At 71.6% G+C, this 25282-nt stretch carries 22 protein-coding genes and 1 pseudogene; 9 read left to right on the top strand and 14 right to left on the bottom strand.

What is annotated here, in order from left to right:
• The first annotated feature begins 181 nt into the window (after nt 1-181).
• Entirely contained in the window at nt 182-637 is a 456-nt protein-coding gene (locus tag ACIBEC_RS34365; RefSeq protein ID WP_360508919.1) for a peptidoglycan-binding domain-containing protein, read from the top strand.
• A 173-nt stretch (nt 638-810) separates the two neighbouring features.
• Here the strand turns inward: ACIBEC_RS34365 and ACIBEC_RS34360 are convergent, their stop codons facing one another.
• Nucleotides 811-987 carry a hypothetical protein gene (locus tag ACIBEC_RS34360; protein ID WP_360508917.1) on the bottom strand — a complete coding sequence of 59 codons (177 nt, stop codon included), beginning with the start codon at nt 985-987 and terminating at the stop codon, nt 811-813.
• 533 nt (nt 988-1520) lie between these two features.
• Here ACIBEC_RS34360 and ACIBEC_RS34355 point away from each other — a divergent pair.
• A complete protein-coding gene (locus ACIBEC_RS34355) occupies nt 1521-1793 on the top strand; it encodes a hypothetical protein (protein WP_360508915.1) in 273 nt (90 codons plus the stop codon).
• 422 nt (nt 1794-2215) lie between these two features.
• On the opposite strand, the gene ACIBEC_RS34350 is transcribed toward ACIBEC_RS34355, so the two are convergent.
• Both ACIBEC_RS34350 and ACIBEC_RS34345 read right to left on the bottom strand, forming a co-directional pair.
• Nucleotides 2216-2542, bottom strand: a complete 327-nt coding sequence (locus ACIBEC_RS34350; protein ID WP_360508913.1) for an STAS domain-containing protein — start codon at nt 2540-2542, stop codon at nt 2216-2218.
• Complete coding sequence (locus ACIBEC_RS34345) at nt 2533-2973, bottom strand: J domain-containing protein (protein WP_360508912.1); 441 nt, start codon at nt 2971-2973, stop codon at nt 2533-2535. The genes ACIBEC_RS34350 and ACIBEC_RS34345 overlap by 10 nt, the downstream gene beginning before the upstream one ends.
• Nucleotides 2974-3255: 282 nt before the next feature.
• Between ACIBEC_RS34345 and ACIBEC_RS34340 the strand changes: the two genes are divergently transcribed.
• Nucleotides 3256-3693, top strand: coding sequence for an Hsp20/alpha crystallin family protein (locus ACIBEC_RS34340; protein ID WP_360508910.1), 438 nt, complete (start codon nt 3256-3258; stop codon nt 3691-3693).
• Nucleotides 3694-3842: 149 nt separating this feature from the next.
• Nucleotides 3843-4265: a DUF2267 domain-containing protein gene (locus ACIBEC_RS34335; protein ID WP_396289695.1), complete on the top strand. Its 423-nt coding sequence runs from the start codon at nt 3843-3845 to the stop codon at nt 4263-4265.
• Nucleotides 4266-4791: 526 nt separating this feature from the next.
• Here ACIBEC_RS34335 and ACIBEC_RS34330 read toward each other — a convergent pair.
• Complete coding sequence (locus ACIBEC_RS34330) at nt 4792-5121, bottom strand: helix-turn-helix domain-containing protein (RefSeq protein ID WP_360508908.1); 330 nt, start codon at nt 5119-5121, stop codon at nt 4792-4794.
• Nucleotides 5122-5298: 177 nt separating this feature from the next.
• On the opposite strand from ACIBEC_RS34330, the gene dnaK reads away from it, so the two are divergent.
• Nucleotides 5299-7149 (top strand): molecular chaperone DnaK, encoded by a 1851-nt coding sequence (gene dnaK, locus ACIBEC_RS34325; protein WP_360508907.1) that lies wholly within the window; start codon nt 5299-5301, stop codon nt 7147-7149.
• A 156-nt stretch (nt 7150-7305) separates the two neighbouring features.
• Nucleotides 7306-8271, top strand: a complete 966-nt coding sequence (locus tag ACIBEC_RS34320) for an NmrA/HSCARG family protein (RefSeq protein ID WP_360508905.1) — start codon at nt 7306-7308, stop codon at nt 8269-8271.
• A 383-nt stretch (nt 8272-8654) separates the two neighbouring features.
• On the opposite strand, the gene ACIBEC_RS34315 is transcribed toward ACIBEC_RS34320, so the two are convergent.
• From ACIBEC_RS34315 to ACIBEC_RS34290, 6 genes are all read right to left on the bottom strand, one after another.
• The gene (locus ACIBEC_RS34315) at nt 8655-9635 is read right to left on the bottom strand and encodes a hypothetical protein (RefSeq protein ID WP_360508903.1); all 981 of its coding nucleotides are present in this window, start codon (nt 9633-9635) and stop codon (nt 8655-8657) included.
• 365 nt (nt 9636-10000) lie between these two features.
• Entirely contained in the window at nt 10001-13132 is a 3132-nt protein-coding gene (locus ACIBEC_RS34310; RefSeq protein WP_360508901.1) for a lantibiotic dehydratase, read from the bottom strand.
• Nucleotides 13129-14460 carry a lanthionine synthetase C family protein gene (locus ACIBEC_RS34305; RefSeq protein WP_360508899.1) on the bottom strand — a complete coding sequence of 444 codons (1332 nt, stop codon included), beginning with the start codon at nt 14458-14460 and terminating at the stop codon, nt 13129-13131. Before ACIBEC_RS34305 ends, ACIBEC_RS34310 begins: the two co-directional genes overlap by 4 nt.
• Entirely contained in the window at nt 14451-15146 is a 696-nt protein-coding gene (locus ACIBEC_RS34300; RefSeq protein WP_360508897.1) for a DUF4241 domain-containing protein, read from the bottom strand. The genes ACIBEC_RS34305 and ACIBEC_RS34300 overlap by 10 nt, the downstream gene beginning before the upstream one ends.
• A 153-nt stretch (nt 15147-15299) precedes the next feature.
• Entirely contained in the window at nt 15300-17852 is a 2553-nt protein-coding gene (locus ACIBEC_RS34295; protein ID WP_360508895.1) for an FtsX-like permease family protein, read from the bottom strand.
• Between the two features lie 6 nt (nt 17853-17858).
• Entirely contained in the window at nt 17859-18638 is a 780-nt protein-coding gene (locus ACIBEC_RS34290) for an ABC transporter ATP-binding protein (protein ID WP_360508893.1), read from the bottom strand.
• 138 nt (nt 18639-18776) lie between these two features.
• On the opposite strand from ACIBEC_RS34290, the gene ACIBEC_RS34285 reads away from it, so the two are divergent.
• On the top strand, nt 18777-19154 hold the full coding sequence (locus ACIBEC_RS34285; RefSeq protein ID WP_360508935.1) for a BlaI/MecI/CopY family transcriptional regulator: 378 nt from the start codon (nt 18777-18779) through the stop codon (nt 19152-19154).
• A 10-nt stretch (nt 19155-19164) separates the two neighbouring features.
• Complete coding sequence (locus tag ACIBEC_RS34280) at nt 19165-20121, top strand: M56 family metallopeptidase (protein ID WP_360508891.1); 957 nt, start codon at nt 19165-19167, stop codon at nt 20119-20121.
• A gap of 240 nt (nt 20122-20361) precedes the next feature.
• Here the strand turns inward: ACIBEC_RS34280 and ACIBEC_RS34275 are convergent, their stop codons facing one another.
• Nucleotides 20362-21444, bottom strand: coding sequence for a ribosome-inactivating family protein (locus ACIBEC_RS34275; protein ID WP_360508889.1), 1083 nt, complete (start codon nt 21442-21444; stop codon nt 20362-20364).
• 134 nt (nt 21445-21578) lie between these two features.
• On the opposite strand from ACIBEC_RS34275, the gene ACIBEC_RS34270 reads away from it, so the two are divergent.
• Complete coding sequence (locus tag ACIBEC_RS34270; RefSeq protein ID WP_396289688.1) at nt 21579-21983, top strand: hypothetical protein; 405 nt, start codon at nt 21579-21581, stop codon at nt 21981-21983.
• A 218-nt stretch (nt 21984-22201) separates the two neighbouring features.
• Here the strand turns inward: ACIBEC_RS34270 and ACIBEC_RS34265 are convergent, their stop codons facing one another.
• The 3 genes and pseudogenes from ACIBEC_RS34265 to ACIBEC_RS34255 all read right to left on the bottom strand — a co-directional run bounded on the left by ACIBEC_RS34265 (nt 22202) and on the right by ACIBEC_RS34255 (nt 25003).
• Nucleotides 22202-22927, bottom strand: coding sequence for a dienelactone hydrolase family protein (locus tag ACIBEC_RS34265; protein ID WP_360508887.1), 726 nt, complete (start codon nt 22925-22927; stop codon nt 22202-22204).
• Between the two features lie 727 nt (nt 22928-23654).
• Entirely contained in the window at nt 23655-24143 is a 489-nt protein-coding gene (locus ACIBEC_RS34260; protein WP_396289686.1) for a hypothetical protein, read from the bottom strand.
• A 126-nt stretch (nt 24144-24269) separates the two neighbouring features.
• Nucleotides 24270-25003 (bottom strand): annotated as a pseudogene (locus ACIBEC_RS34255) (SDR family oxidoreductase).
• Nucleotides 25004-25282: the final 279 nt, after the last annotated feature.

Raw genomic sequence — 25282 nt, 5'->3', positions numbered from 1 at the left:
GCCCGTCCGGTGTGCCGCTGTGGGTGCCGATTCTTCCCATACGTCGTTGTTCACGCCAGGTTGAAACAGGACGACGTCGCCGGTGGCCGCGACCGATGCTGTTGGGGCAGGGAACACAGTGCCCCTGCGGTCGCCCATCCGGATCCCGAGGCGACCGACCGGACATCAGAGAGGCAAACGCATGCGATCGAACGCCTTCGCCAGGACCCTCGTCAGCGTCACCGTCGCGGTCGGCATAGCCGCCGGCAGCATGGCGGGGGCGAGTGCGGGCTTCGCGGCTTCCCGACCGGCCGTCAGGCCTGCGGTGAGCGTCCAGGACGCCTCCATCCTCGCGGTGAACAACCTCGGCCTGAGTACGGCCAGGGCCATGAACTGGCAGAGCTGCCTGAACGCCTGGGGCTTCAACGCCGGCACCCCCGACGGGCAGCTGGGCCCCAACAGCTGGGCGGCGGCGCAGAGGATGCTCAACGCCTGGCACTACAACGCCGGTACCGTCGACGGCGCCGTCGGACCCAACACGATCACGGCGCTGCAGAAGTTCCTGAACGCCACTGGCTACAACGCCGGAACCCCCGACGGGATCGCCGGACCGCAAACCAGGGCCGCATTCTGGAACTACAACGCCACGGGCTGTTGAGCTGACCCGGAGTGCCGCGAGGGTCTGGCCGGGCGGGGCTGCTCGGCCAGATCGGCACCGAGGGTGACTTGCGTCCGCGCAGGTCCAGACGTCGTGCCGGATTGCCCGGAGCAGATTCGCCGGAACGTCCATTTGCCCCCTGTAGGGTGCCACAAGTCGCCCATGGCCCCTGATCAGGTGACCGTGTTGGTGGCGGTGTCGACGACGGACACCGAGCTGCCGAGCAGGTTGAGGATCCACGCCTGCGAGCCGAAAGTGGGTTCGCCCACCGCCCGGGGTGCCCTGTTGCCGGTTGGCTTGGTGGTCCTGGAGAAGTCCCGCTTGCCGGCGACCGCGTCTTTCGTGGGCATGATCGTCTCCCTCTCCGTCGCGCCGGTCAGGTGACCGGCTCGGGCGCCGGTACAGGTCCCGGCAACGGGCCGGGGCGAGGGCACGGTTCCGGTGCGGGCGCAGGTGGTGGCTGCGGATCGGGCTCGGGCTGCGGAGGAGTCGGCGGTACGGGGTCGGGGCCCGGCGTGGGAACCGGGCCGGGCACGGGCCCGGGCTCCGGCCCACCGGGGCCCGGCGCCGGGGTCGGGTTGGGCGGCACCGGATCGTTCGGAGGCGTACCCATCTTCTCGCTCCTTCCCGCTGACCGTGTCCGCCGTTGGACACCGCGGGACCGAGATCGCCCGCGAGGACTCAGTCACGTCCGGCCGGTGGTCAGAGCCGCCGGTCACCACCAAGGCGCCGACGCCCGAGGCCACCTGGCCGTCGCCCATACCTCCACGGTAGGGCGGGCACCCCCACAGCGGCAGGTCGGCTCGGCCACGCCCCCTGCGGAGTCCACAGACGTGCGGCATGGCGTCTGGCGCCGAGGCACGGGTCGCGCGAGCATCGGGCCATGACGGAACCCGAGCCCTCTCGGATGAGCCACGACGCCCATGACCTTGGCGCGACAGCCCGCCTCTACGGCTGGCAGGTCATGGGCGAGCAGGACGGGACGATGCGGTTCTCACTGCTCGACTGGACACTGCGGGTGGAATTCTCCCCAGACGGCCGGTTCTCGTCCGCCATCGCGAACGGTCCCGGCAGCACGGACACCCAGCTGGACCTACAGACCGTGCTCGACGCGCTCGAAGAGTACGGCAGCCCTGCACTGCCCAAGGAGTCCTGAACCACCGTCCCTCGGCCGAAGCCAACCCTCCGGCTGGAGGGACGAGGCGGGAGGGTACGCAACCGGCACGCAGCCGCCCGCTGCAGCCACCCAAACCCCCGACTGCTCCGCGGTATGGCCAGGGGGATCCGGGCCGCGCAGACCGACCTGCTTCCTACCCCACGGACCGTGGCGCGCGGCGGTGCCCCCCTGGTCGGCAGCCTGCCTGGGCCGGGACGGCCCCGGGTCGCTTGATCGGCAGTTCGGCCTGTCGGTCGGCCTCGACGTCCGGACGGGCGCAGGCGATCAGGAGGTCGCACGATGCTGACGGACGGTCTTGGAGCGGCGGCCGGCGACTCACGCCATCGGTGCCCTGGATCGCGTGTGTGAGGCGTGGCGCCGCGGTACGCAGCCCCTGCAAGCCTGTCCCGGGTTCAAGCAGGTTAGCGAGGTTCGACCAGGTCGGTGAGGTCGAGAAGGTCGAACAGCCGGGTGACGCGCGGTTCCCGCACATCCGTGACCTTCAGGACGACGCCTTCCTCCTGCGCCTGGCGGTGAAGCCGTTCCAGGGCGTGCGCGCCCGAGCAGTCGCAGAATTTCACCTGTGCGAAGTCGAGGTTGACGCGGTTGGGCTTGCGCGCGAGGCACTCCTTGACGCGGTTGTCGAGCTCGGACGCAGTGGCGAGGTCGAGCTCGCCCGTGACCGCGACGGTGACCTGGCCGTCCCACCAGGCGACGGCGGTGCGGAACTCGTTGCCGTTCACAGCCATGGGTCCACCTCCCACAGCCGGTGCTGTATCCATTCCCAGAGGTCGCCGGGGTCATCCCGGGCCCAAGCGGAGGCACCCGGCGGTTCGATCCGTATCGGGCCCGCCCGAATGAGCGGTTCGGAGCCGTGCCGCATCGCGGCGCCGGGGGGAGTCGGCGCGGCGTGCACAGACCCCGCGCCACCGGTCTCTCGGACGACCCGTACGGACTCGCGTCCGGCGTCGTAGGCGGCCCGCAGCTCGGGATCGTGCAGGACCTCGTAGGCGGCGACCACCGCGCCGAGTCGCTCAGCCGATCCCGGCTCGCGGGGTCGGCTGTCGGGGTGCAGTAGTCGGACCAGGGTGCGGTAGGCCGAGGTGACCTGTCGCGCGGACGCCGTGGGCTCCACCCCCAGCACCGCGTAGTGCTCGCGTCGGTCTCGCGATCCCGTCATGACGGCCACCTCCCGGGCGACCCCGGCAGACCTCTTCACAGAACTGGATAGAACCTTGGCCAACGCTTGTCAAGATGCCTGAAATGAGGGCATGTGGGCTGCGGCGGCGAGGAAGGACGCCGGTCCGGCTGGCGGTCCGCCGCCGGTGGCGGGTCCTTCGGGCCGCTTTCCCATCCGTGTCACTCCTTTGGCGACTCGGGGGTTTGTCATCCGATGGATGACATGTTAGAACGGATTCAGGTGAAGCGCACTGGCCCCCTTTGATCCTGGAGGTGTTTCGCGATGCTGATGCGCACCGACCCGTTCCGCGAGCTGGACCGGCTGACCCAGCAGTTCCTGGGTACGACGACGGGCACGTGGTCGCGTCCGACCCCGATGCCGCTGGATGCCTACCGCGCCGGCGACGAGTACGTGATCTGCTTCGACCTGCCCGGGGTGGACCCGCAGGCGATCGACATCGACGTCGAGCGGAACACGCTGACCGTCAAGGCCGAGCGCCGCCCCCGCCACGAGGGCGAGGGCGTGAAGTGGGAGCTGTCCGAGCGCCCGCTCGGCGTGTTCTCCCGCCAGGTCATGCTCTCCGACACCCTGGATCCCGAGGGGATCAGCGCCGACTACGACGCCGGCGTGCTGACCCTGAAGATCCCGGTCGCGGAGAAGGCCAAGCCCCGCAAGATCGAGATCAGCCACAGCGGCGACCGCAAGGAGATCCGGGCCTGACCGCGTCCCTGTGCCGTTCCGTGCAGTCCGCACCCCCCCCGCGGCGGGCGGCGCGGACCTGCCCGCAGACGGCGGTTCGCGCAGTGCCGGCCACCGAGGTTGATCGGCCCTGTGCGTCCGTACCCTGGGCCGGCCCGGACCGTGCTGGGATGAAGGGAGGATTCGTGGTGACTCTTCGATGGGAGGCGTTCCTGGACCGGGTCCAGGAACGCGGCGAGTACGACACGCCGCAGGAGGCCGAACGCACGGCCCGCGTCGTGCTGGCCCTGCTCGGCGCCCACCTGGTCGGCGACGTGCGCGCGAGGCTCGCGGCCCGTCTGCCCGAGACCTTCGCCCTGATCCTGCTGAACCCCTTGCAGGCCGCCGAACCGCTCAGTCCCGAACGGTTCGTGCGTGCCACCGCCGCCTGGATCGAGGGCGCCACCGAGAAGACCGCCGTGTGGGACATCGGGGCCGTTCTGTCCACGGTGGCCGACGCCGCCGGCGACGACCTGATGGAGCGCGTCCTGTTCCAGCTCCCGCCCGGCTACGACGTCCTGTTCGGCCGCCCCGCCCCCGGCAACCGACCCTGACCCGCTTTCGTGCCGCCGCCCACGCCGCGGCGGCACGACCCGGAATGCCACCGCCCATGACCCGGCACCGCCCGCCTGATCCAGAGGGTCCGCAGACTCGGCCGCTACCCCGGTGACGGGAGGCCGAACGAGTCCTCGACACGGTCCTGGCCGTCCTCGGCTGCCAGCTCACCGGCGACGAAGGCTGCGAACTGGCCGACACGCTCCCCAGCGGGCCCGCGCCGTCTTCGCCTCGCAGATCCCCTGCCCGAACCCGTCGCCGCGCCCGCCTTCGTCGATGCCGTCGCCCGAGCCCTGAACACCAGCCTCACCATCGCCCGCTGGGACGCCTCCTCCGTCCTGGCCGCCCTCGCGGCTCTCTGGGGCGAGCGGCTCACCGACCGCCTCCTCGCCCACCTTCCCTGCGGCTACGCGTTCCTGTTCGGCCGCGCCGACCTCAATGCCGCAACCTGATTCGACCCGGGCGGGAAACCGCCGCCGGCGCCCGGGTCTGCGAGGTGCCCGCCCGGTGCTGCGCGGATGCGGCTCAACTGCCGTGGGCCCGGTCGCCGCCATGCTGCATGTCCAGGTCGGCCTCCAGTTCCGTGACCCGGGCCTGGAGATCGAGTACCCGGCGCGCCCCTTCCAGGGTCAGCCCTTCGCCGATCAGATTCACCAGGGCCGCGACCCTGTCGATCTCCCGGCGCGAGTACCTGCGCTGGCCACCCGCCGAACGCACCGGCACCACCACGTCCTGTTCGTCCAGCCGGCGCAGAAAGGCCACCTGGACGTGCAGCATGGCGGCGACCTGCCCCACCGCGTAGAGCGCCGCATCCGGGTCGTCGATCGGCAGCACCGCACTCACCTCGCCGCTCACGAAACCTCAACTCCACGTTACAGATTTCCTCCATCCCCAGCCACGCATTGTGTCGCTGGCCTTCCGCAGGCAACGGACTGGCGGACAGCCCCGAGACAGACTTGACATGATGCGGCTCAAGTTTTATGTCTCGATATAGGGAAGTTCTGTGCGTGACCGCGATGAAGGAGGTTGGAGATGACTCGCTCAGTCGGTATCGATCTCGGAACCACGAACTCGGTGGTCTGCGTACTGGAAGGCGGTGAGCCGTCCGTCATCGCCAACGCCGAGGGCACACGCACCACCCCGTCGGTGGTGGCGTTCGGCAAGGGCGGCGAGGTGCTGGTCGGCGATGTCGCCAAGCGGCAGGCAGTCACCAACGTGGACCGTACCGCCCGGTCGGTGAAGCGCCACATGGGCGAGAGCGACTGGTGCTTCCCGGAGAAGGGGGACGTGAACGGCAAGCGCTACACCGCGCAGGAGATCTCGGCGCGGGTGCTGCAGAAGCTGAAGCGGGACGCCGAGTCCTACCTGGGTGAGGACGTGACGGACGCGGTGATCACCGTACCCGCGTACTTCAACGACTCCCAGCGCACCGCGACCAAGGAGGCCGGGGAGATCGCTGGCCTGAAGGTGGCGCGGATCATCAACGAGCCGACCTCCGCCGCTCTGGCCTACGGCCTGGACAAGGAGAACGACCAGACGGTGCTGGTCTTCGACCTCGGCGGCGGCACGTTCGATGTGTCGCTGCTGGAGATCGGAGAGGGCGTGGTGGAGGTGAAGGCCACCTCCGGCGACACCCACCTGGGCGGCGACGACTGGGACCAGCGGATCGTCGACCACCTGGTCCAGCAGTTCAAGAACGGCTACGGCATCGACCTCGCCAAGGACAAGATGGCCGCGCAGCGGCTGCGGGAGGCCGCGGAGAAGGCCAAGATCGAACTGTCCGCCACCACGGAGACCACGATCAACCTGCCCTACATCACGGCCTCCGCCGAGGGCGCGCTGCATCTGGACGAGAAGCTCACCCGCGCCCAGTTCCAGCAGCTGACCGCCGATCTGCTGGAGCGTTGTGAGGGCCCGTTCCACCAGGCCGTCAAGGACGCCAAGATCGAGGTCTCCGGCATCGACCACGTCATCCTGGTCGGCGGCTCGACCCGGATGCCGGCCGTCACCGACCTGGTGAAGAAGCTCACCGGCAAGGACCCGCACAAGGGCGTCAACCCGGACGAGGTCGTCGCGATCGGCGCCGCGCTGCAGGCCGGTGTGCTGAAGGGCGAGGTCAAGGACGTCCTGCTGCTCGACGTCACCCCGCTGTCCCTGGGCATCGAGACCAAGGGCGGCATCATGACCAAGCTCATCGAGCGCAACACCACGATCCCGACCCGGCGCTCGGAGGTCTTCACCACCGCCGAGGACAACCAGTCCTCGGTGACCGTGCAGGTGTACCAGGGCGAGCGCGAGATCGCCGCGTACAACAAGAAGCTCGGCATGTTCGAGCTGACCGGCATCGCCCCGGCCCCGCGCGGCATCCCCCAGGTCGAGGTCACCTTCGACATCGACGCCAACGGCATCATGCACGTCGGCGCGAAGGACCTCGGCACCGGCAGGGAACAGAAGATGACCGTCACAGGCGGCTCCGCCCTGCCCAAGGACGACATCGACCGCATGATCCGCGAGGCCGAGCAGCACGCCGAGGACGACCGCCGCCGCAAGGAAGCCGCCGAGACCCGCAACCAGGGCGAACAACTCCTCTACACCACCGAGAAGTTCCTCAACGACAACCAGGACAAGGTCCCCACCGATGTGAAGAGCGAGGTCGCGATGGCCCTGGCGGAGCTGAAGGAGAAACTCAAGGGCGAGGACACCCCCGCGATCCGCGCGGCGAGCGACAACGTTGCCCAGGTCAGCCAGAAGCTCGGCCAGGCCCTCTACGCCCAGACCGCCCCCGGTGCGCCAGGCGGCGCGACAGGCCAGCAGGGCACGGAGGGGGAGGAGGTCGTAGACGCCGAGATCGTCGACGAGGACGGCCACAAGGGAGGCTCATGACCACTCCACCCAGGCCGAGCAAGAACACCGGAGACCAGCGCCCGCCGGTGGTCATCCGCGACAAGCGGCGCATCGACGCGTCGCCGTCCACGAGCCGGGCATCGTCCCGGTCCGGCGCACACCGTGAGACCCAGGAAGCCCGAGCAGGGAGGAACCATGACGGACATGAGGGAGAAGAAGACCATCACCGTGTTCGGTGCCACCGGCTCCCAGGGCGGTGCGCTGGTCCGGGCGATCCTCGCCGACGAGGACGGTGAGTTCGCGGTCCGTGCCGTCACCCGCACGCCGGAGTCGGACCGTGCCAAGGAGCTGGAGCGGCTCGGCGCCGAGGTGGTGCGGGCGGACATGGATGACCGTACAAGCCTCGTGCCCGCCTTCGAAGGCGCGTACGGCGCTTACCTGGTGACCAATTTCTGGGAGCACATGTCCGCCGCGCGCGAGAAGGCGCAGGCAGCTGCCCTGGCCGCCGCGGCCGGCCACGCCGGTATCCAGCACGCGATCTGGTCCACCCTGGAGGACACCCGCGAATGCATCCCACTCGACGACGACCGCATGCCCACACTGCAGGAGCGGTACAAGGTGCCGCACTTCGACGCCAAGGCCGAGGCCGACCGGTACTTCCTCGACGCGGGTGTCCCGACGACCTTCCTGCGCACCACGTTCTACTGGGAGAACCTGCTCGGGCCCTTCGCACCGCGCCGCGGCGAGAACGGCGTCCTCGAGCTGTCGCTGCCGATGGGCACAAGCCGTCTGGCGGGCATCGCCGTCGAGGACATCGGCCGCACCGCCCTGGCGATCCTCAAACGCGGCACCGACCTCATCGCCGCCACCGTCAGCATCGCCGGCGAGCACCTGACGCTCACCGACATGGCCAAGGCCGTCACCGAAGCACTCGGCGAACCCGTCCAGTACCTACCCCTGACCCCCGACGCCTACCGTGAACTCGACTTCCCCGGCGCCGACGAGGCCGGAAACATGTTCCAGTACTACGCCGACTGCGAGGAGCACTTCACCCGCGCCCGCGACCTGGACGCTGTCCGCGAACTCAACCCGCTGCTCCAGGACTTCGCCACCTGGCTCGCCGTCCACCAGGACCAGCTGCGCGCCGCCATCGGCCCCTGAGCGAGCTGCGACCGCGGCAGGCAGGCCATGGCGGCGTCGATCACGGCCGGAGGAGAGGACCGATGACCATTCCCGTTCCCAAGGACCCGGACGCGCCGATCGTGCAGGAAGCCGGCGACCGTGGTGGGGCGTTCTCGTGGACACCGTGCAGCTCACGCCCAGGGCGGCAGCCATACCGGGCGCCGTCTCGGCGCGGCTGGCCCACCCATCTCGGCCACGGACACGGCGCCGGTCGTCCTCCGACGCGGCCCGCCGCTCCGCCGCCGGCTCGGTACGACGCAGACGGAGTACCGGCGCCGGTTCCGGACCGTCCGGGGTGAACGGACGACGGACGCCCGCGGTCCGGGGACCGCGGGCGTCCTGGGTATGTCAGCAGTGCCGCGTCAGCGGCGGGCGCCCCGACGGCGGGCGATCACCAGCGCGCCCCCGCCGACGGCGAGCAGCGCGGCTCCACCAGCGCCGTAGACGATCATCTGGCTGCTGTTGCCACCCGTGCTGGCCAGGGTGCTGGCCGGCGTGGTCGAGACCGGGTTGGCGGTCGGCTTGCCGACCGGGCCGGTCGTGTCCGCCGGCGCGGACGGCGCCGGCACCGCCGGGGCGGTCGACGGGGTGCCACTGGACGGCGTCCCGGTAGTGGCCGGCGCCGACGGCTTGGCGGTGGTGGAGGGCGAGGCGGTGGCCGTCGCGGTGGCGGTGGCCGAAGGCGTCGTCGTGGCGGTGGGCGTCCCGGTCGGGTGCGGGGTCGCGGTGGCCGTGGGCGACGCCGAGGAGGTCGGCACCGGGACGGTCGGCGTGCCGGTCGGCGTCGGCACGCAGGCCTTGCCGCCGTTCCAGGCCGAGATCAGGTTGTCCGGGAAGATGCCGTCCGGGTACCTCGGCGCGGGGTTGGCGACGCCGTCGAACTTCTTGTCGCCGTTGTACAGGTCGATCTGGCCGTAGCACTTCGGCAGGTGGGCGGAGACGTCCAGGGTCGCCTGGCGGTTCCCGCTGCGCAGCGTGGTGGTCGCCCAGCCGAGGAAGGTCTGCTTGCCCGAGGTGGCCCAGGTCGGCCCCTCGGTGTCGTAGGAGGCCAGCGAGACCCGGTAGTCGCAGCCGTCCACGACGTCGCCGACCAGGCGGACCTGGATGACGCCATGCGGCTGGGACATCCGGCCGTCGGAGATCCAGCCCTTGCCGCCGTCGACGGAGAACTGGACGCCGACGGCGCCGCACCCGTGCTCGGCCTGGGCCTGGGCGGTGCCGGCGGTGAGCAGCGGAGCGCCGACGGCTATGCCGAGGGCGGCGAGGGCCGGAACGCTCCGGCGCAGGAGTTGGTGCACGAGGAAGCTCCCTAGGGGGTTGTACACGGTTCGGGTGGGACTCACCGCTCCCCGGTGGCGATCCGGACGGACCGTCACCGGAACTGAGCGGACGTGAAACCGTGACCGTACCCGATGGCCCCGCGGTCCCGGGCCCCGCACCCCTGTCGAGCAGGCCTTCGCCGCTCTGCTGGGCCTGCTCGGTGGCGTAGGCGTGGACGTGGCGTAGGCGTGGATGAGGTCGTGCATCCGCCACCGTCCGGTGTCCGGGTCCTGCCGGATGAGGCCCAACCACCGAGTACCGCACCCGCACCCGGGCCGGCCTCGACGCCCGGGATCAGGCCGAACACGAAGCCGAGCACCAACGGCCGGAAGCCAGGCTGCGCGACGCGGCACGCACCGGGAACCGACCCACGGCGGCCGCCCGGCCGTCAGGTGACGGGTGCTTTGGCCAGGCCCTCGCGGGTGCGGCGCAGCAGTTCGAGGACCAGCCCTTCGCCGTCGCCCGCCGGGCCCAGGCCGAGCCGGTTGAGGTGCATGTGGACGTAGCTGCGGCACAGCGCGCCGTGGCTGCGCCGGAGCCTGCCGTCCTGGCGCAGTGCGGCGAGCAGGGCGGCCGCTGGGGCGAGGGCGGTGCGACGCTGGGCCAGCAGCAGGCGCAGGACCTCGGTGTCGGGCCGGTCCGGACCGGCGAGGGCCAGGCGCAGGTCGTTGCCACGGCGCCGGTACTCGTCGCCGCCCTCGCGGGTGGTCTCGGCGGCGCCGCGCAGGAACGCCAGCCGTTCCGGCTCGGACAGGCCCAGGGTGTCGAGCAGGTCGTCGACGCTGCTCACCGCCAACGCCGTGCGGTCGAGCGGGATTTCCTCCTCCTCGCCCGCCTGGAGCAGCCAGGCGACCGAGGTGCTGTCCGCGCCGAAGACCTCCTCGGCCACCCGTACCCCGTCGTTGCCGCCATAGCGTTCGACCTCCCGCTCGTAGGTGTCGAAGGCGAGCCTGGTGGCGGCCCCGGTCGCCAGCAGGTCTTCCGCCCAGCGGCAGGCCTGGTCCATCAGCGGGCCGAGCAGGGCGGACCGCTCGCCGTGGAAGCGGATCCGCAGGTGGCTGTCCGTGTCCGAGTAGCGGATGAAGAACCAGTTGTCGGCCAGTCCGGCGGCGGTGGCGAACTCGGCGAAGGTGCGCAGCGGTCCCGCGATCAGCTCGTCCTGCTGCCAGGGGCTGCCGTAGAGCTTGAGGTACAGCCAGTCACTTCCGGGCGGCCGGAACCGGGTGCCCGCCGCCACGGTGTCGGCGGCCGACGTCACCGCGGCGGCCGTGTGCGCGTGACCAGCCGGGTGCCCGTCGAGCCCTGCCGGGTCCACGGCCGCGGCCCGCGCGCGAACCAGCGGAACGACGAGCTCGCAGATGTGGCGGCCGTCCGGCCCGGGCAGCCAGGCGTCCTGCGGCTGCGGCAACGCCTCCTGGAACTGCAGCGCCTGCGTGCCGCGCAGGGCCCGCAGTTCCTCGCGCGCCACCTCGACCTGGTCGGGGTCGGCGAGGTCGAGCAGCAGGCGGTTGTCGCCGACGCACAGGTAGACCAGGTGCGGGACGGCCCACCGCTGCCCCCAGGCCGACAGCGCGGCCGCGAACTCCTCGCCCGCGCCGGTGGGCAGGTCGGCCGCGTCGAGCCGCCACTGCGCGAGGGCGAGCACGGTGCGGCCGTACTGGACCCGTGGCAGGAACGGGAAGCCGTTCGCCGGGCCCCAGGAGAACAGCGAGGGCTGGCAGCGCCCGTCGGCGGCGGCGTCCAGCAGGAAGCGGACCGGGGCGGGTGCGCCCATGCTGTTGAGCATGTGGCCCTGCACCCCGGTGATCCGGGCGGCGGCGGCGGGCCACTCGACGATGAACCGGCCCTCGTGCAGGCCCACGACCAGCTCGCGCAGCGGGATGGCGTCCCGGTGCGGCACCCCGGGCCCGGTGCCGAGCACGATCTCGTGGGTCCGGACCGCCGGCCGGATCGCGACGTTGGCAAAGCGCGCCCGGTGCGGCAGGTAGACGACCTCGGCGAAGAGCGTGTCGGGGCTGGCCTCCTGCTCGGCCCGGGCGATCTCGTCGAGGGCGGTACGGGCCTCCGGGCCGAGCAGGTCGGCGAACCGGCCGAGGTGGCGGCCGGCGGCCGGGGCGCCGAGGTTGGGGCCGACGACCAGCCGGAACTCACCGGCGTCCAGGGCGGCGGGCGAAGCGGCGGTGACGAACAGCGCGAGCTCCAGTGAGAGCGGGCAGGCGGCCGGATCGGGCCGGGACACGGTGAGTGCCTCGATCTGCTCGTCGGTCAGGTCGACGCTCTGGCGGTGTTCCCGGTTGGCGGCGAGGGCCAGGCCGAGCAGCAGCCGGTTGCGCTGCGGCGGCTGCGGGGTCGAGCGCTGGTGGGCCGACGAGTCGGTCGGGGGGCCGAGCCCCACGTCCGGGTCCAGCAGGTCCAGCAGGGGAACCCGGCGCTCCGCCCCGTAACGGCTCAGGAACGCCCGCCGGTAGGACTCCAGGCGGGGCGGGCCGGCCGGGAGGGGACTCAGCCGGAGCAGCAGCTCGGCGGCGCGGGCCGCCTCCGCCGCCACCTCGGCGTTCAGGCCCCGGCCGGCCAGGGGAAGGGCCAGGTCGGTCTGGAGGACGGGGTCTCCGGGCGCTGCCGGGTGCAGCCCGTCGGCGCGTTCCAGCAGGTCAGCCCAGGGTCGGACCCGTGCGTCGAGCGGGAGGGCGTCCCACCGGGCGAGGTCCCGGGAGAGGTGGTCGAGCCCGGCGGCCAGCTCCCGCGCACCGGGGACGGCGGCCAACCGCTCGCGGACGTGGGTGGCGGGGTCGCCGTTGGTGAGGGGCGGTCGGAGATCGGTCTGGAGGAAGCCCTGGGCCCGCAGCCGTTCGACCAGCCCGGCCGCCTTGTCGGGGGTCGCCCCCGCCAGCCCGGCGAGCCCGGCCGCCAGGTCGTCCGCCGTGACCGGGTGTCGCGCCATCTCCAGCACCTGCTGTACGGCCGGGGTCAGCCGGACCGAGACGGTGTCCGCCGCGGCGTCGGCTTCGGCGTCGCGGAGCAGGGCGCGCTCGCCGCGCAGGACGACCGCCGCGTTGGTGACCAGCCGCAGGCCGGCGCGGATCTCCGGCTCCTCCTCCAGACGGTGGATGAGCCCGAGCAGCCAGGCCATGTCCGGCCGGGTGCGGGTGCGCGGCGGGTACGGCCCGAGCGCCAGATCGGTGTGGTCGCTCCAGCGGGCCAGGCCGACGCCGGCGAAGACACCGAAGGGCGTCGGCCTGGTGCACATGCGGATCAGGTAGCGCGTCAGTTTGCGGCGAACCCGCCGAGCTTCCGGGTCGTCGGGGCGGGTGCGGTGCAGGGCGGCGGCGAGGTCACGGCTGGCCACCTCGACGGCGAGGCGGACCTGCGGCGCGTCGGGCAGCAGGGTGTCGCCGCCGGTGGCCGCGCCGGCGGTGGCGAGCGCGTCCACCGGGAGCAGTGGTGCCCGCACCACCGCCCAGTCCAGCGGCCGGTAGATCGGCTGCGCGCGGCGGCGGTGGTCAGGGCCGTTGACCGTCATGACAGCAGGAAGAACCGGTCCCAGGTGGGCTCGGTGTCGGTTGCGGCGGCCAGCAGGACCATGACGACGCCGGGGGCTCCGTCGAGTAGGCCGGGCGAGTCCACCCGGTTGCCGGCCGGTTCCACCGCGGCGTATCCGAGCGGACGGTCGGGATCGAAGTGATCGAGCAGCTGGTCGACCAACTGCTCGGCCCCGGTGGTGAACTGCGGCAGGCCGGTGTCGTGGGCGAAGCGCAGTACCACCTGGAGCAGTCCGGCGACGCCGTGGCAGAACGTGGGCGAGGCGAGCTGGCGGGCGGTGTCGGGCCGCTCCAGCACGCGGGTGACGGCCTCGACGGCGACGTCGCGCAGCCGTCCGTCGTCCAGGGCCTCGCCGGCGTGCCAGAGTGCCCGCGCGATCCCGGGGCTGCCGTAGCACCAGGAGCTGCGCGCCGGGCCGGGGTCCGGCGGCGGGGGTCGTCCGGGCGCCGCCGGCAGCGGGATGGCCGACGGCCAGTTGATGCCCCACGCGTCGTCGAGGCGGTGCGCGGTCAGCCAGTCGGCCAGGTAGCGGACCGCCGCCGCCTGGCCGGGTGCCTCACGGCCGGCCCGCAGGGCGAGGGCGAGGATCGCCAGGGGGCCGGGAATCCCGTGCGCCAGCCCGCAGTTGAGGTTGCCGTACGGGTAGATGGGCCGCGTCGCGGGGTCCCCGAGCTGGTCCTCCGGCGTGGCCCAGCGCGGCGTCGCGCCGTTCGGCGCGGCCAGCTGGACCAGCGCGCCGAGCAGGTCGGCGAGCGCGCCGTGCGGATCGCGCGGCAGCAGGCCCGCGGCCAGCCCGCTCGCCCCGGAGACCAGGTCGAAGTCGCTCACCGGCCGACCGTGGCGGCCCTCGGCGAGCCGCGCGGCCATGAGCTGTGCGCGGGGCACTAGTTCGTCGTCGAGGGCGCCGAGCGCGCGGCGGTAGCGCGTGCCGTCGCGGCTGAGCGCGGCGACGGCGAACGCCGTGCCGCCGAGCCCGCTGTAGAGGCCGGAGCCGATCCGCGCGGAATCCTGCCCGATGCCGTCGAGCCCGGTGACGAGGAAGCGGTGGCCGGTCTCGTCCCACCCCTGGCCCGGCCGACACCGGTCGAGGTACGCGCACAGTAGCGCGATTCCGGCGTCTCCCCCGGCCACCCCGGGGGAGAGCCAGCCGATCGTCCGGGGGAGGCGGGTCTGACGGGCGGCACCGGCCAGCGCCTCGCAGATGCGGGGTACTCCCTGCTGGATGTCCAGGACGTCCTGGACGACCGCGCCGCCTGCGAGCAGCGGCAGGAGAAGAGAAGAAGCCCCGTCAGGCGGTCTCAGTCCCACGGGCTGGTGGGCACCGGGCCCGGTATGACGATCACCGCGATCTCGCCGTCGCGGGCACGGCCCGTCCAGACCTGGCCCCAGCCTTCCGGGACTCCGAAGGTCAGCAGGTCGGCCCGGCGTTCCTCGTCGCGGGCGAGCTCGAAGTAGTCCTCGCAGAGGGATTCGGTGTCCCGCCCGGGTGCCGGGCAGCCGAAGCCGACGTCGGCCACGTCCGTCAGGTAGCGGCGGAAGGGTTCGGTCAGCGCTTGCCAGGCGGTGGCGTCGGCGAAGCAGCCCATGGCCTCCTCCGCCGCGAACCCGGCGCCGGCAGCGCGCAGGGCCGGGTCCTCGCCCACGCCGAGGGCGAGCTCCCATGTGACCACCGGCTCGTCGCGCACGCGCAGGCGCGTCGCGGCGCACTCCCGGTACTCGTTGTAGTAGCCGTCCGAGAGCTGGGGCCAGTCGGCCCAGGAGACGTCCACCGGGTACTCACCGGGCGGGACGCGCAACGCGAGCTCGCGCGGCGGCCCGGCGATCCAGGGCGAGTCGACGACCAACCGGCCGCTCGGCAGCCGGATCGCGGCGACCTCCTGCACCTCGGCGATCTCGATCCAGCTGTACGGGGTGTGCGCATCGCCGCCGATCCGCAGGCCCGGTGTGAACAGTCCGTCGAGGTACTCGCGCGTCTGCGGCCTGACCTCGTCCATTCCCGCCTCTTCCTTCTCACTTCTGTGACACCTGCTGCCCCGGACGATACGCACCCCCACAGACAACTCCGGTGCCGCAGACTGCGCGCAGGTGTCCCGGGCCGGCCGCAAGGTCTCCTTCCCGAGCCTCCCGGCCGAAGGCCGGGGGCCGGTCTATGCGGTGGCGATGGCGGTCAGGACCTTGGTCCGGGCGGCTTTCATCGCGGGCAGGATCGCCGCTGCCAGGCCTGCGAGTGCCGATCCGGCGAGGACGGCGAGGATGGTGGTCCACGGGATGCTGAGTGCGGTGACCCCGTACAGGGTGAGGACCTTCTGCCCGGCGATGCCCCACGCGAGCCCGAGTGCGAGGCCGAGCAGCGCGCCGTGGACGGCGATCAGCACCGACTCCAGTCGGATCATCCGGCCGATCTGTCGGCGGGAGGTGCCGACGGCGCGGAGCAGGCCGATCTCGCGGGTGCGCTCGACCACGGACAGGGCGAGGGTGTTGATGACCCCGAGGACCGCGATCAGGATCGCCAGCGCCAGCAGCGCGTAGACCAGGTAGAGGACGGTGTTGACCTGGCCGGTGATCTGGTTCTTGTAGTCGGCCTGGCTCTGCACGGTGACCTGTGGGTAGCCGGCCAGGGCGGTGTCGAGGGCGGTCTGAACCTGCTTCTTGTCGGCGCCGGGTGCGGTGTTGAGGTAAAGGGTGAAGTCCTGGGCCTCGGGGGCGTACGTGCCGAGGGTGTCCAGGGAGACCTCCCAGCTGCCGCCGTCCTTGCCCGCGCCCGCCGGGGGCTTGGAAATCGCGCCGACGGTGAGGGTGCCCACGTTGCCGTTGAGGAAGTGCAGCTCGACCGGGGAGCCGATCCGCAGACCGTCGGCCTTCGCGGTCGTCTCGTCGACCATCACCTTGCCGGCCGCGACGTCGGCGGTGGAACCGGCGACGTACTGCGGCTTGACAGCCTGGTCGACGGTGGCGACATCGACACCCGAGAGCACGAGTTGGAAGCCGCCCAGGTGGGCGACGGCGTAGCGCTGGCGGGTGACGGCCTGGACGCCGGGGATCGCGTGGACCTTGGCGGTGACCTCGTGGCCGATGGGCTGCTGGCCGTTGCCGGTCAGCACGTAGTCGGCGCCGAAGGTGTTGTCCACGTCGCGGTTGATGGACGTGGTCAGCGAGGCGGCCAGGACGGCGATCGCGCCGACCAGCGACAGGCTGATCATCAGCGCGCCCGCGGTGGCGCCCGTGCGGCGCGGGTTGCGCACCGCGTTGAGGCGGCTGATGCGGCCGACCGCGCCGAACAGCTTCGGGAACGGGGCGCCGAGGCCGTGCACGACGAGCCGTGAGAGCGGCGGGCCCAGGACGACCAGGGCGACCAGCGAGGCGACGATGCCGCCGCCGAGCAGGCCGGCGGCTGTGATCAGCGTGGCGTGGTGGGTGGCGGCGCCGTACAGCAGGCCAAGGCCGGCCGGCAACAGCACGGTGCCCAGGGCCGTGCGGCGGCCCAGCGGTGCGACGGGCGGGGTGGCGGCCTCGCGCAGGGCGGCCATCGGGGAGATGCGGGCGGCGCGGCGGGCCGGCAGGTAGGCGGCGACCAGCGTGACGAGCACGCCGACGCCGTAAGCAGCGGCCGGGGTGAGCGGGTTGATGACCAGTGCGGTGCCGGACAGGTCCACGCCGAAGCTGCTGATCAGGCTCTTCAGTAGCGCGGCCAGGCCGATTCCGGCGCCCAGGCCGAGCGTCGAACCGACGACGCCGAGCAGGAGCGCCTCGGTGAGCACCGAGCGGGTGACCTGGCGGCGCCCGGCCCCGAGCGCGCGGAGCAGTCCGAGTTCGCGGGTGCGCTGGGCGACCAGCATGGAGAAGGTGTTGAGGATCAGGAAGATCCCGACCAGCACCGCGAGGCCGGCGAAGCCGAGCAGCGCGTAGGTGACGACGCTGAGGAAGGAGCTGACCTGCTGGGCGGCGGACTGGGCCTGCTCCTCCTTCGTGGCGATGGAGAAGCTGTCGCCGAGTGCGGCGTGGATGCGCTGCTGGGCGGTGGTGTGGGTGGTGCCGGGGGCGGTGTCGGCGGTGACGGTGGTGAACTGGCCGGGCTTGCCGAGCAGGGCCTGCTGGGCGGTGGCGGTGTCGACGTAGACCATCGTGACGCCGGGGTTGCCGGTGCTGAAGGTGACGATGCCGACGACGGTCGCCGGGGTGGAGCCGGTCGGGGTGAGCACGTGCAGCGCGTCCCCGAGGTGGACCCCCTTGTGCTGGGCGCTGGCCTCGTCGATGACCAGCTCGCCGGCGTCGGTGGGGGCGTGGCCCTGGACGAGGCGGACCTGCGGGTTGTCGTACCAGTTCTGGCCGAGGGTGGGCGCGCCGGTGGTGGGGCCGACCGGCTTGTTGTCCTTGTCGACGACGGTGAGGTTCTGCAGGCTGACCTGGCCGTGTGCGGCCTGCACACCCGGGACGGCGGCGACCTTGGCCACGACGGATGCGGGCAGGGTGGGGATCTCGCCGGACAGGGCGCGGTCCTCGATTTCCGGGGTGAACGCCTGCTTGGGCTTGATCGTCACATCGGCGGCGGTGGAGCTGGAGATGCCGGTGAACGCGAGGTTGATGGTGTCGGAGAAGACCAGGGTGCCGGAGACGAACGCGACCCCGAGCAGGACGGCGAGGGTGGACAGGGCCATGCGGCCCTTGTGGGCGAGGAAGTTGCGCAGACTTGCCTTGATCACGGTCCGTCAGCTCCTGCGTCCGGCGCCGTCGAACTGCCGCATCCGGTCGAGTACCGAGTCGGCTGTCGGCTCCGCGAGCTCGTCCACGATCCGGCCGTCGGCGAGGAAGACGACCCGGTCGGCGTGGGCGGCGGCGACCGGGTCGTGGGTGACCATCACGATGGTCTGCCCGAGGTCGTCCACGCTGCGGCGCAGGAAGGCCAGGATCTCGGCGCCGGCGCGGGAGTCGAGGTTGCCGGTCGGCTCGTCCGCGAAGATGATCTCCGGCCGGCTCGCCAGCGCCCGCGCGCAGGCGACGCGCTGCTGCTGACCGCCCGACAGCTCGCTGGGCCGGTGCCCCAGGCGCTCGCGCAGGCCGACGGTGTCGATCACCGTGTCCAGCCACGCCGGGTCGGGCCTGCGGCTCGCGATGTCCATCGGCAGCGTGATGTTCTCCAGTGCGGTGAGGGTCGGGAGCAGGTTGAACGCCTGGAAGATGAAGCCGATCTTGTCCCGGCGAAGCTGGGTCAGGTGCTTGTCCTTGAGCCGGGTGACCTCGGTCTCGCCGATCCAGATCTGCCCGGCGGTCGCGGTGTCCAGGCCGGCCAGGCAGTGCATGAGCGTCGACTTGCCGGAGCCGGACGGGCCCATGATCGCGACGAACTCGCCGCGCTGCACCGAGACCTCGACCGCGTCCAACGCCACCACGCAGGTCTCCCCGGTGCCGTACGCCTTGGTGAGGCTCTCGGCGCGGGCCGCGATGGCCGGGTGCGGGGCGTGGACCGCCGTTGCTGTGCTCACGCACATCCTCCTGGGTTTGGCTGCGCGGCCTGCGCACTCGTTTGCGGGCATGGCAGACTCGGGGCAGGCAGATAGCTTCTACGAACACGTAGAACTTCTACGAGTTCGTAGAAGATAGCGCAGGAGGTGACCGGGTCCGTGACCATGGACGAACCCACCCCGCCCAAGGGCGGCCGGGCCAGGGGTGAGCTGGAGGCCGACGTCCTGCGCGCATTGCAGCAGGCCGCCCCCGAGGCGCTGAGCCCCGGCGAGGTCAGGGAAGTGCTCGGCGGCGATCTCGCCCACACCACCGTCGTCACCGCCATGTCGCGGCTGCACGCCAAGGGCCTGCTCGAACGCACCCGGCGCGGACGGACCTTCGCCTACGTCCCCGTCGCCGACGACTCCGGACTCGCCGCCCGCCAGATGCGCCAGGTCCTGGAGGGCAGAACGGATCGCGAAGCCGTCCTGACCCGCTTCGTCGACGACCTCTCCGACGACGACGAGGAACTGCTGCGCAAGCTGCTGGACCCGGGACAGTAGGGCCGCCCCGATGTACGTCGCCGTCTACCTGCCGCTGCTCTTCCCGCTGCTGGCCGCCCTGGCGGCCAGGCCACTGGGCGAACGACTCCCGCCCCGCCTGGCCACCTGGCTGCTGACCGTGGGCGCAGTGGTCCTGGCAGCCGCGGGCAGCCTGGTCCTGGGCATGCTCGCGATCACCGCACTGATCCGCTTCCCCGCTCTCGCCCGGCTGGCGCAGGGTCACTGGTCGGCGCAGGCGGCCCAGCACCACGACCCGGCCGCACTGTCGGTCGGCCTGCTCGCCGCTGCCCTGCTGGCCACGGCCACCACCGCGACCGCGGTGCTGCTGTGGCGCCGAGTCCGCACGCTGGCCGCCGCCGCCGCGGAAGCCGCCTGCCTACCCGGACGCGATCAGCTGGTCGTCGTCGACGACCCGGCCGCCGAGGCGTACGCCATCCCCGGACTGCCCGGCCGCATCGTCGTCTCCACCGGCATGCTGAAGGCCCTCGACCCCGACGAGCACCACGTCCTGCTCGCCCACGAGCGAGCCCACCTGGCCCACCATCACTACCTCTTCGTCGCGGTCGCCCAACTGGCCGCCACCGCCAACCCGCTGCTCCGGCCCCTCGCCGACACCGTCACCTACACCATCGAACGCTGGGCCGACGAGAGCGCCGCCACCGCCATCGGCGACCGCCGACAGGTCGCCCACACCGTGGGCAAAGCCGCCCTGGCCTCCCGACGCACCCGCACCCGCCGCTGGATCCCCGCCGCCGCCCTTGGCATCCTGGGCCGCTTCTCCCCAGCCGGACCGGGCCCCGTACCGCGCCGGGTCGCCGCTCTCCTCGCCCCACCGCTGCGCAGCCGCGCACTGCCACTCGCCGGCATCCCCGCACTGCTGCTGGCCAGCGCCGCGTGCGCCGCCGAGGCCGCACACGACCTGGAACTGCTCCTCGAACTGGCCAAACGCGGCGCCTCGCCACACTGAGGGAAGGCAGCGCGGCCAACCGCGCACCCGGCGGCGGTCGTGGCGAAGGCCGTGCGGCGATCGTGGCGCCTGCACTGTGCGGCCGTCGGCCAGGATGATCGCCGTGAACGATGGCCTCATCCAGTGCTGCCCGCTCCGGTCCCGGTCTCGTTCAAGCTCCTCAGCAACAAGCCCCTGGGAGGAAAGCCGGCCCGGGCCGACTTCCTCCCAGGGGTGGGTTCGCGGAGCTCCTACGCCCTGTTATCGGCCCTTGACCGTCGGGGCGAGCGCCAGCGCCAGGTACGCCAGGGCGCGGGCGACGTTCTCCACGTGGGGCACGTGCGGGCCGACGTTCAGGCCGCCACCGTTCTGGCCTGCGGCCGCGTACCGGGAGAGCGCGCTCCAGCCGTTCTCCAGCTCCTGCTGGCGGGCGGGCATGGTGTACGCCATGTTGTGGTTCGCCATCATCTGGATCACGATGCCCTGTACGTCGCGGAGCCGGGCGGCCTCAGCCGTCACCTGGATCAAGCGCAGGAGGGACCTGGCGGTGGCCTGGAACTGGCTTCCGCCGTTCTGCTCGGTGCCGCGCGCACGGTAGGCCAGCTGGAAGACGGAGTTCATCAGTGAGCTGTAGCTCATGCCGGTCTCGTCACGGTTCACGCCCGGGCCGCCCTGCGCCTGCGGCCGTGCCATCTGCGGGTAGCTGCCGTCGTAGGACAGGCTGCGGTAGGTGGCCGGCGGGAGCAGCCCGCCGTCGGGGCCGTTGCGCAGGGCGTCCATGGTCCGGCCGAGGTTGAACCCCTCGTCGTTGAACGCGTAGGTGATGTCCCCGTCGCCGGGCCGGGCGTCGACGGGGGTCGTCGTGAAGCCGCGCAGGTACAGGTTGTCCGGGGTGAACCAGAGCCGCAGCGTCATCTGGCGGCCGCCGCCGTTGACGGCGTTCAGGTCGGCCCGGATCAGCGACACCGAGTTGGAGCCCTGCGTCATGTAGGTCTCGCCGTTCCAGCGGCTCCCGGAGGCGTTGCGCAGACTCTGCAGGAAGGTGCCCCAGTCCTTGGAAATCTGGCCGGGGTTCTGCCACTCGCCGCTCATGTTCACCCAGCAGTGGGCGACGTGGTAGTCACCGGTGTTGGCGCGGGCCGCGCCCGCGCCGGAGACCAGGGTCACCACGCCGGCGACGAAGGCAATGAGCAGGGCGGTGAGCCTGGTCCGCAGGTTCCGGCCGAACGCCGGGCGCCGCGAATGTGTCAGGGGGCGACGCAGCGCGGGCACGGCGAACCGTGGACGGGCCTGTCGGCGGACGCCGCGGCGGGCGGCTCGGGGCAGGGGGACACGGTTGATCATGATGGCGGGCCGGGGCGCCGGTGGGCAGGGGGGTATTCGTATCGTGACCATGCCCGTCGTGACCCCTGCCCGTCGTGACCGAGCCCTGCCCCGTGACGCGCAGTTTGAAGGCCAGTCGCGAGTGGACGCGCACCGTGACCCTGGACGAGAGCCGTAGCCAGACTGTGAACGGCGGGGTGGGGGCGACCCTCGTATGGCTGTCGGCGAAGGCGGCCGTCGAAGCCGAGCTGCAGCGGACCCTGTCCGTTGCCATCGGCAGTACACACCTGTTCGAGGAGGAGTTCAGCATCACGGTCCCCGAACGGACCGCTGTGCGGATCGCGTTGCGCTGGAAGCACGTCGTTCAGTGCGGCAGTGCCCGGCTGATGCTGCCCAATGGAACGATGTACAGCGTGCTGTACCGGGCTGTACTCAAAAGTCCGACCGGCGTTTGCCCCGGTTGGAATCGAACGGGGGCCGAAGCCGAGAACGTTGGCAGTCGGCAGTCGGCAGTCGGCAGTCGGCAGTCGGCAGTCGGCAGCTGGGAGCGGTCCGCGTGACCTGTGGCGATGGCGCCCGTTGCCCTTGGCGTGGCAGAACCCGAGACCCCGGCCTTGCTCCCGATACGCCGGACCTCGTTCGGCTGCCCGTACCTCCCCACGGGCCCGGGCGGCAGGCGGATCCCGCCAGCCGCTGACCGCGTCGAGGGTGAGACCACCGGAGCCGGTGGCGGTCGACGGGCCTGGTCCGCGGCCCGGAATCGCGGTTGTCGACCAGATCACTCCGTTACGGTCAGGCACTCGGCGAGCAGGTCGACGACGTCGTGCCAGGCTCGCTGCGCGTGCCGTGGGTGGTAGCCGACGCCGGGGACCACGGGGTGGTCGACCGGCGGGTGGTGGAAGGCGTGCAAGGCGCCGCCGTAGACCACGAGGCGCCAGTCGACGCCCGCGGCCTGCATCTCGGCGGTGAACGCGCCCCGTTGCGCGGGCGGCATGATCGGGTCTTCCGACCCGACCCCGGCCCACACCGGGCAGCGAATGCGCGCCGCCTCGCCCGGTCGGCCCGTGGTCAGCGCGTTGACTGTCCCGATCGCGCGCAGGTTGACGCCGTCGCGCCCGAGTTCCAGCCCGACGGCGCCCCCGGTGCCGTAGCCGATGGCGGCGATCCGGTCGGGGTCGGTCCGCGGCTCGGCGCGCAACACGTCGAGCGCCGCATGACCGATACCCCGCATCCGGTCGGGGTTGGCGAGCAGCGGCATGCAACGGGCCAGCATTTCCTCGGGGTCACCCAGATAGCGCCCGCCGTGAAGGTCGAAGGCGAGCGCTACGTATCCCAGCTCGGCGAGAGCATCGGCCCGGCGGCGCTCGACGTCGCTGAGCCCCATGCCCTCCGGCCCGAGCAGCACCGCGGGCCGGCGATCGACTCCGGCCGGGAGTGCGAGGTGCCCGATCATCGTCAGACCGTCGGCCGGGTACTCGACCGTGCGCGTGGTAATCGTCGCCATGCGACTGGACTGTAGTGATCGTCGAGTCCGGTCGGGCCGCTGTTCTGCCGCCGGCAGAACAGCGCGGGTGTTCCTCTGAAATGCGGCGCTGGCTCACGATCCGCCACAAACCCCGTTCCCGTGGCAGCGGTTTCGGATCACCTGCCCTGGCCACGGTCTTGGAGGTGGACCTGCCACCTTCGGTGCCGAGCGCTGGCAGGGCCCGGTCGGCCCCCACGATTCCCGAAGGCCGGCGGGACGACGCCCGCAGACTCCTCCACGACGCAACACTGCCCACAGCCGACCGGGTCGCCGGACTACTCCTGCTCTTCTACGCGCAACGGCTCAGCACGATCAGCACCCTCACTGTCGACCAGCTCAGCGAGGCGAACGGCCAGGTCTGCGTCCAGTTGGGGACCGCCCCGACCCGTCCTGCCCGAACCACTCGCCGCACTCGACCTCGACCTGATCGCAACCCGCCGCCCCTACACGGTGATCGGACACGCCGACCAGACGCCCTGGCTCTTCCCAGGGCAACGCCCTGGCCAACACATCAGCGCCGGCCGTCTCGGCCAACGCTGATCAACCTCGGGATCCAACCCGGCCAGGCCCGGTCGACGGCCCTGTTCGCCCTCGCCGAGTACGTCCCGGCCGCGACCCTGGCCCGCATGCTCGGCATCCACATCCAACGCCGTCCAGTGGCAGACGGCGTCAGCTGGCGACTGGGCTGCCTACGCCGCCGACGTCGCTAGCCGTAGCCGTCCACCCTGGCACCGGCCGGGGCGAGGTTGGGCCAGGGATGCCCTGCACTGTCGGAGGCAGCCGACCGAAGCAGATCAAGAAGAGTGCACCCCGGGTAGCCCCGGAAGCTCGCATAGGCACCGCGGTAGTAGCAGCTCCAGTAGCTCACGACCCGCCGTTGCGTGCGTGCGAAGAAGGCCGGATTGTCCGCGATGAACTGCCCGTAAGCGAGGTGGCCCCTGGCGCCGGGCGCGGCGAGATCACGGAGCTCGTCGCAGATGACGATAAGGATCTCCAAGACGTACTCGCCGACCAGTTGCACGACGAAGGGCACAACCCACGGGTCCGTGCAACCTACGACCTTCTCCAGATGGCGCTGCCTGACCAGCCCGTCCCAGTGCCTTGAGTACAGGCAGTGCAGAAGTAGCCGCTGGCGCGGCGAAAGCGACGCTACCGCGTCAGTTGGCAGCTCGTCGTTGTAGCACGTGCCGAGCATAGGCGAAGGCCGGTCCGGAGGCTGAAATCGATCACCTGAAGGCCGCCCAGCCCAATCCAACCCGGCGAACCAATGCGGTCAGAACACTAGCCGGAAGCGCCCGTGAACCATTCCTCAAGCGCTTGGCTACCCGAGACCGCCATTGCTCCGGAGAAGCTGGGCGTTGATCCATCCGCCTTCCGGCGAGCAGAGGAACGTGACCAGATTCGCGCAGTCCTGCGGCACACCGAGGCGTCCCAGGGGCGTGAAGCGGATCATGTCCGCCTTTTGCTCTTCGGTCATCCACCCCGTGTCGGTCGGCCGGGGTTGATCGCGTTACACGTCACTCCCAGATGGGCGAGCTCGCGGGCGGCGGCCAGCGTGATCCGGTCCATTGCCCCCTTGCTCGCCCCATAGGGCAGGTTGCCGACGGTGTGGTCGCTGGTCAGGCTGACGATCCGGCCGCTTCCATGCTGCCCGCGGAATCGCAGCCCGTACTCCCGGATCAGTAGCCAGGTTGCCCGCGCATTGACCGCAAAGTGCAGGTCGAAGCTCTCCACCGTGGTGTCCAACAGGCCGGAGTCGACCGACTCGCAATGGCAGAGCACCAGCGCGGTGATGCTTCCCAGTTCACGCTCGACGCTCTCGAAGAGCTGAGTCGGCACAGCCGGGTCACTCAGGTCCGCTTCGACCGCCTGTGTTCTCGCCCCAAGAGACTCCACCCTCCGCTGCAGCTCTTCGGGCGCCCCAGGCTCCATGCCCCACTGCATCCGCGCGTCATAAGGGGTCCAGTACGTGAAGGCCACGTCCCAGCCAGCACGGGCCAGATTCAGTACCACGGACGCTGCGATCCCCGCCGAACGTCCCGCCCCCGTGACCAAGGCAGCGGGCGCCCCATCGCTCCCACGTCCTGCCGAATCCCCACGCGGGTTTCGCCACTCATGACCCCATCCTGGCGGGGCGCCCCACACACCGCACCCGATTTCCTCGGAACTCACGCTCCAGCCTTGAGAAGCACGGGCCGAGCCACCACCACGAGGCACCGAGGATGCAGATCAGCCAGGTATTGCCGGGTAGGAGCGGCGGGTCACCCCGCCGCTCCCCCCTCAGAACCGTGCGAGCCACTCCTCGCGGCACACGGCTCATGCAAGCCCCACAGG

Source organism: Kitasatospora sp. NPDC051164 (genome assembly GCF_044455625.1).
Classification (GTDB): Bacteria; Actinomycetota; Actinomycetes; order Streptomycetales; family Streptomycetaceae; genus Kitasatospora.
This window is presented reverse-complemented; position numbering and strand designations above follow the sequence as displayed.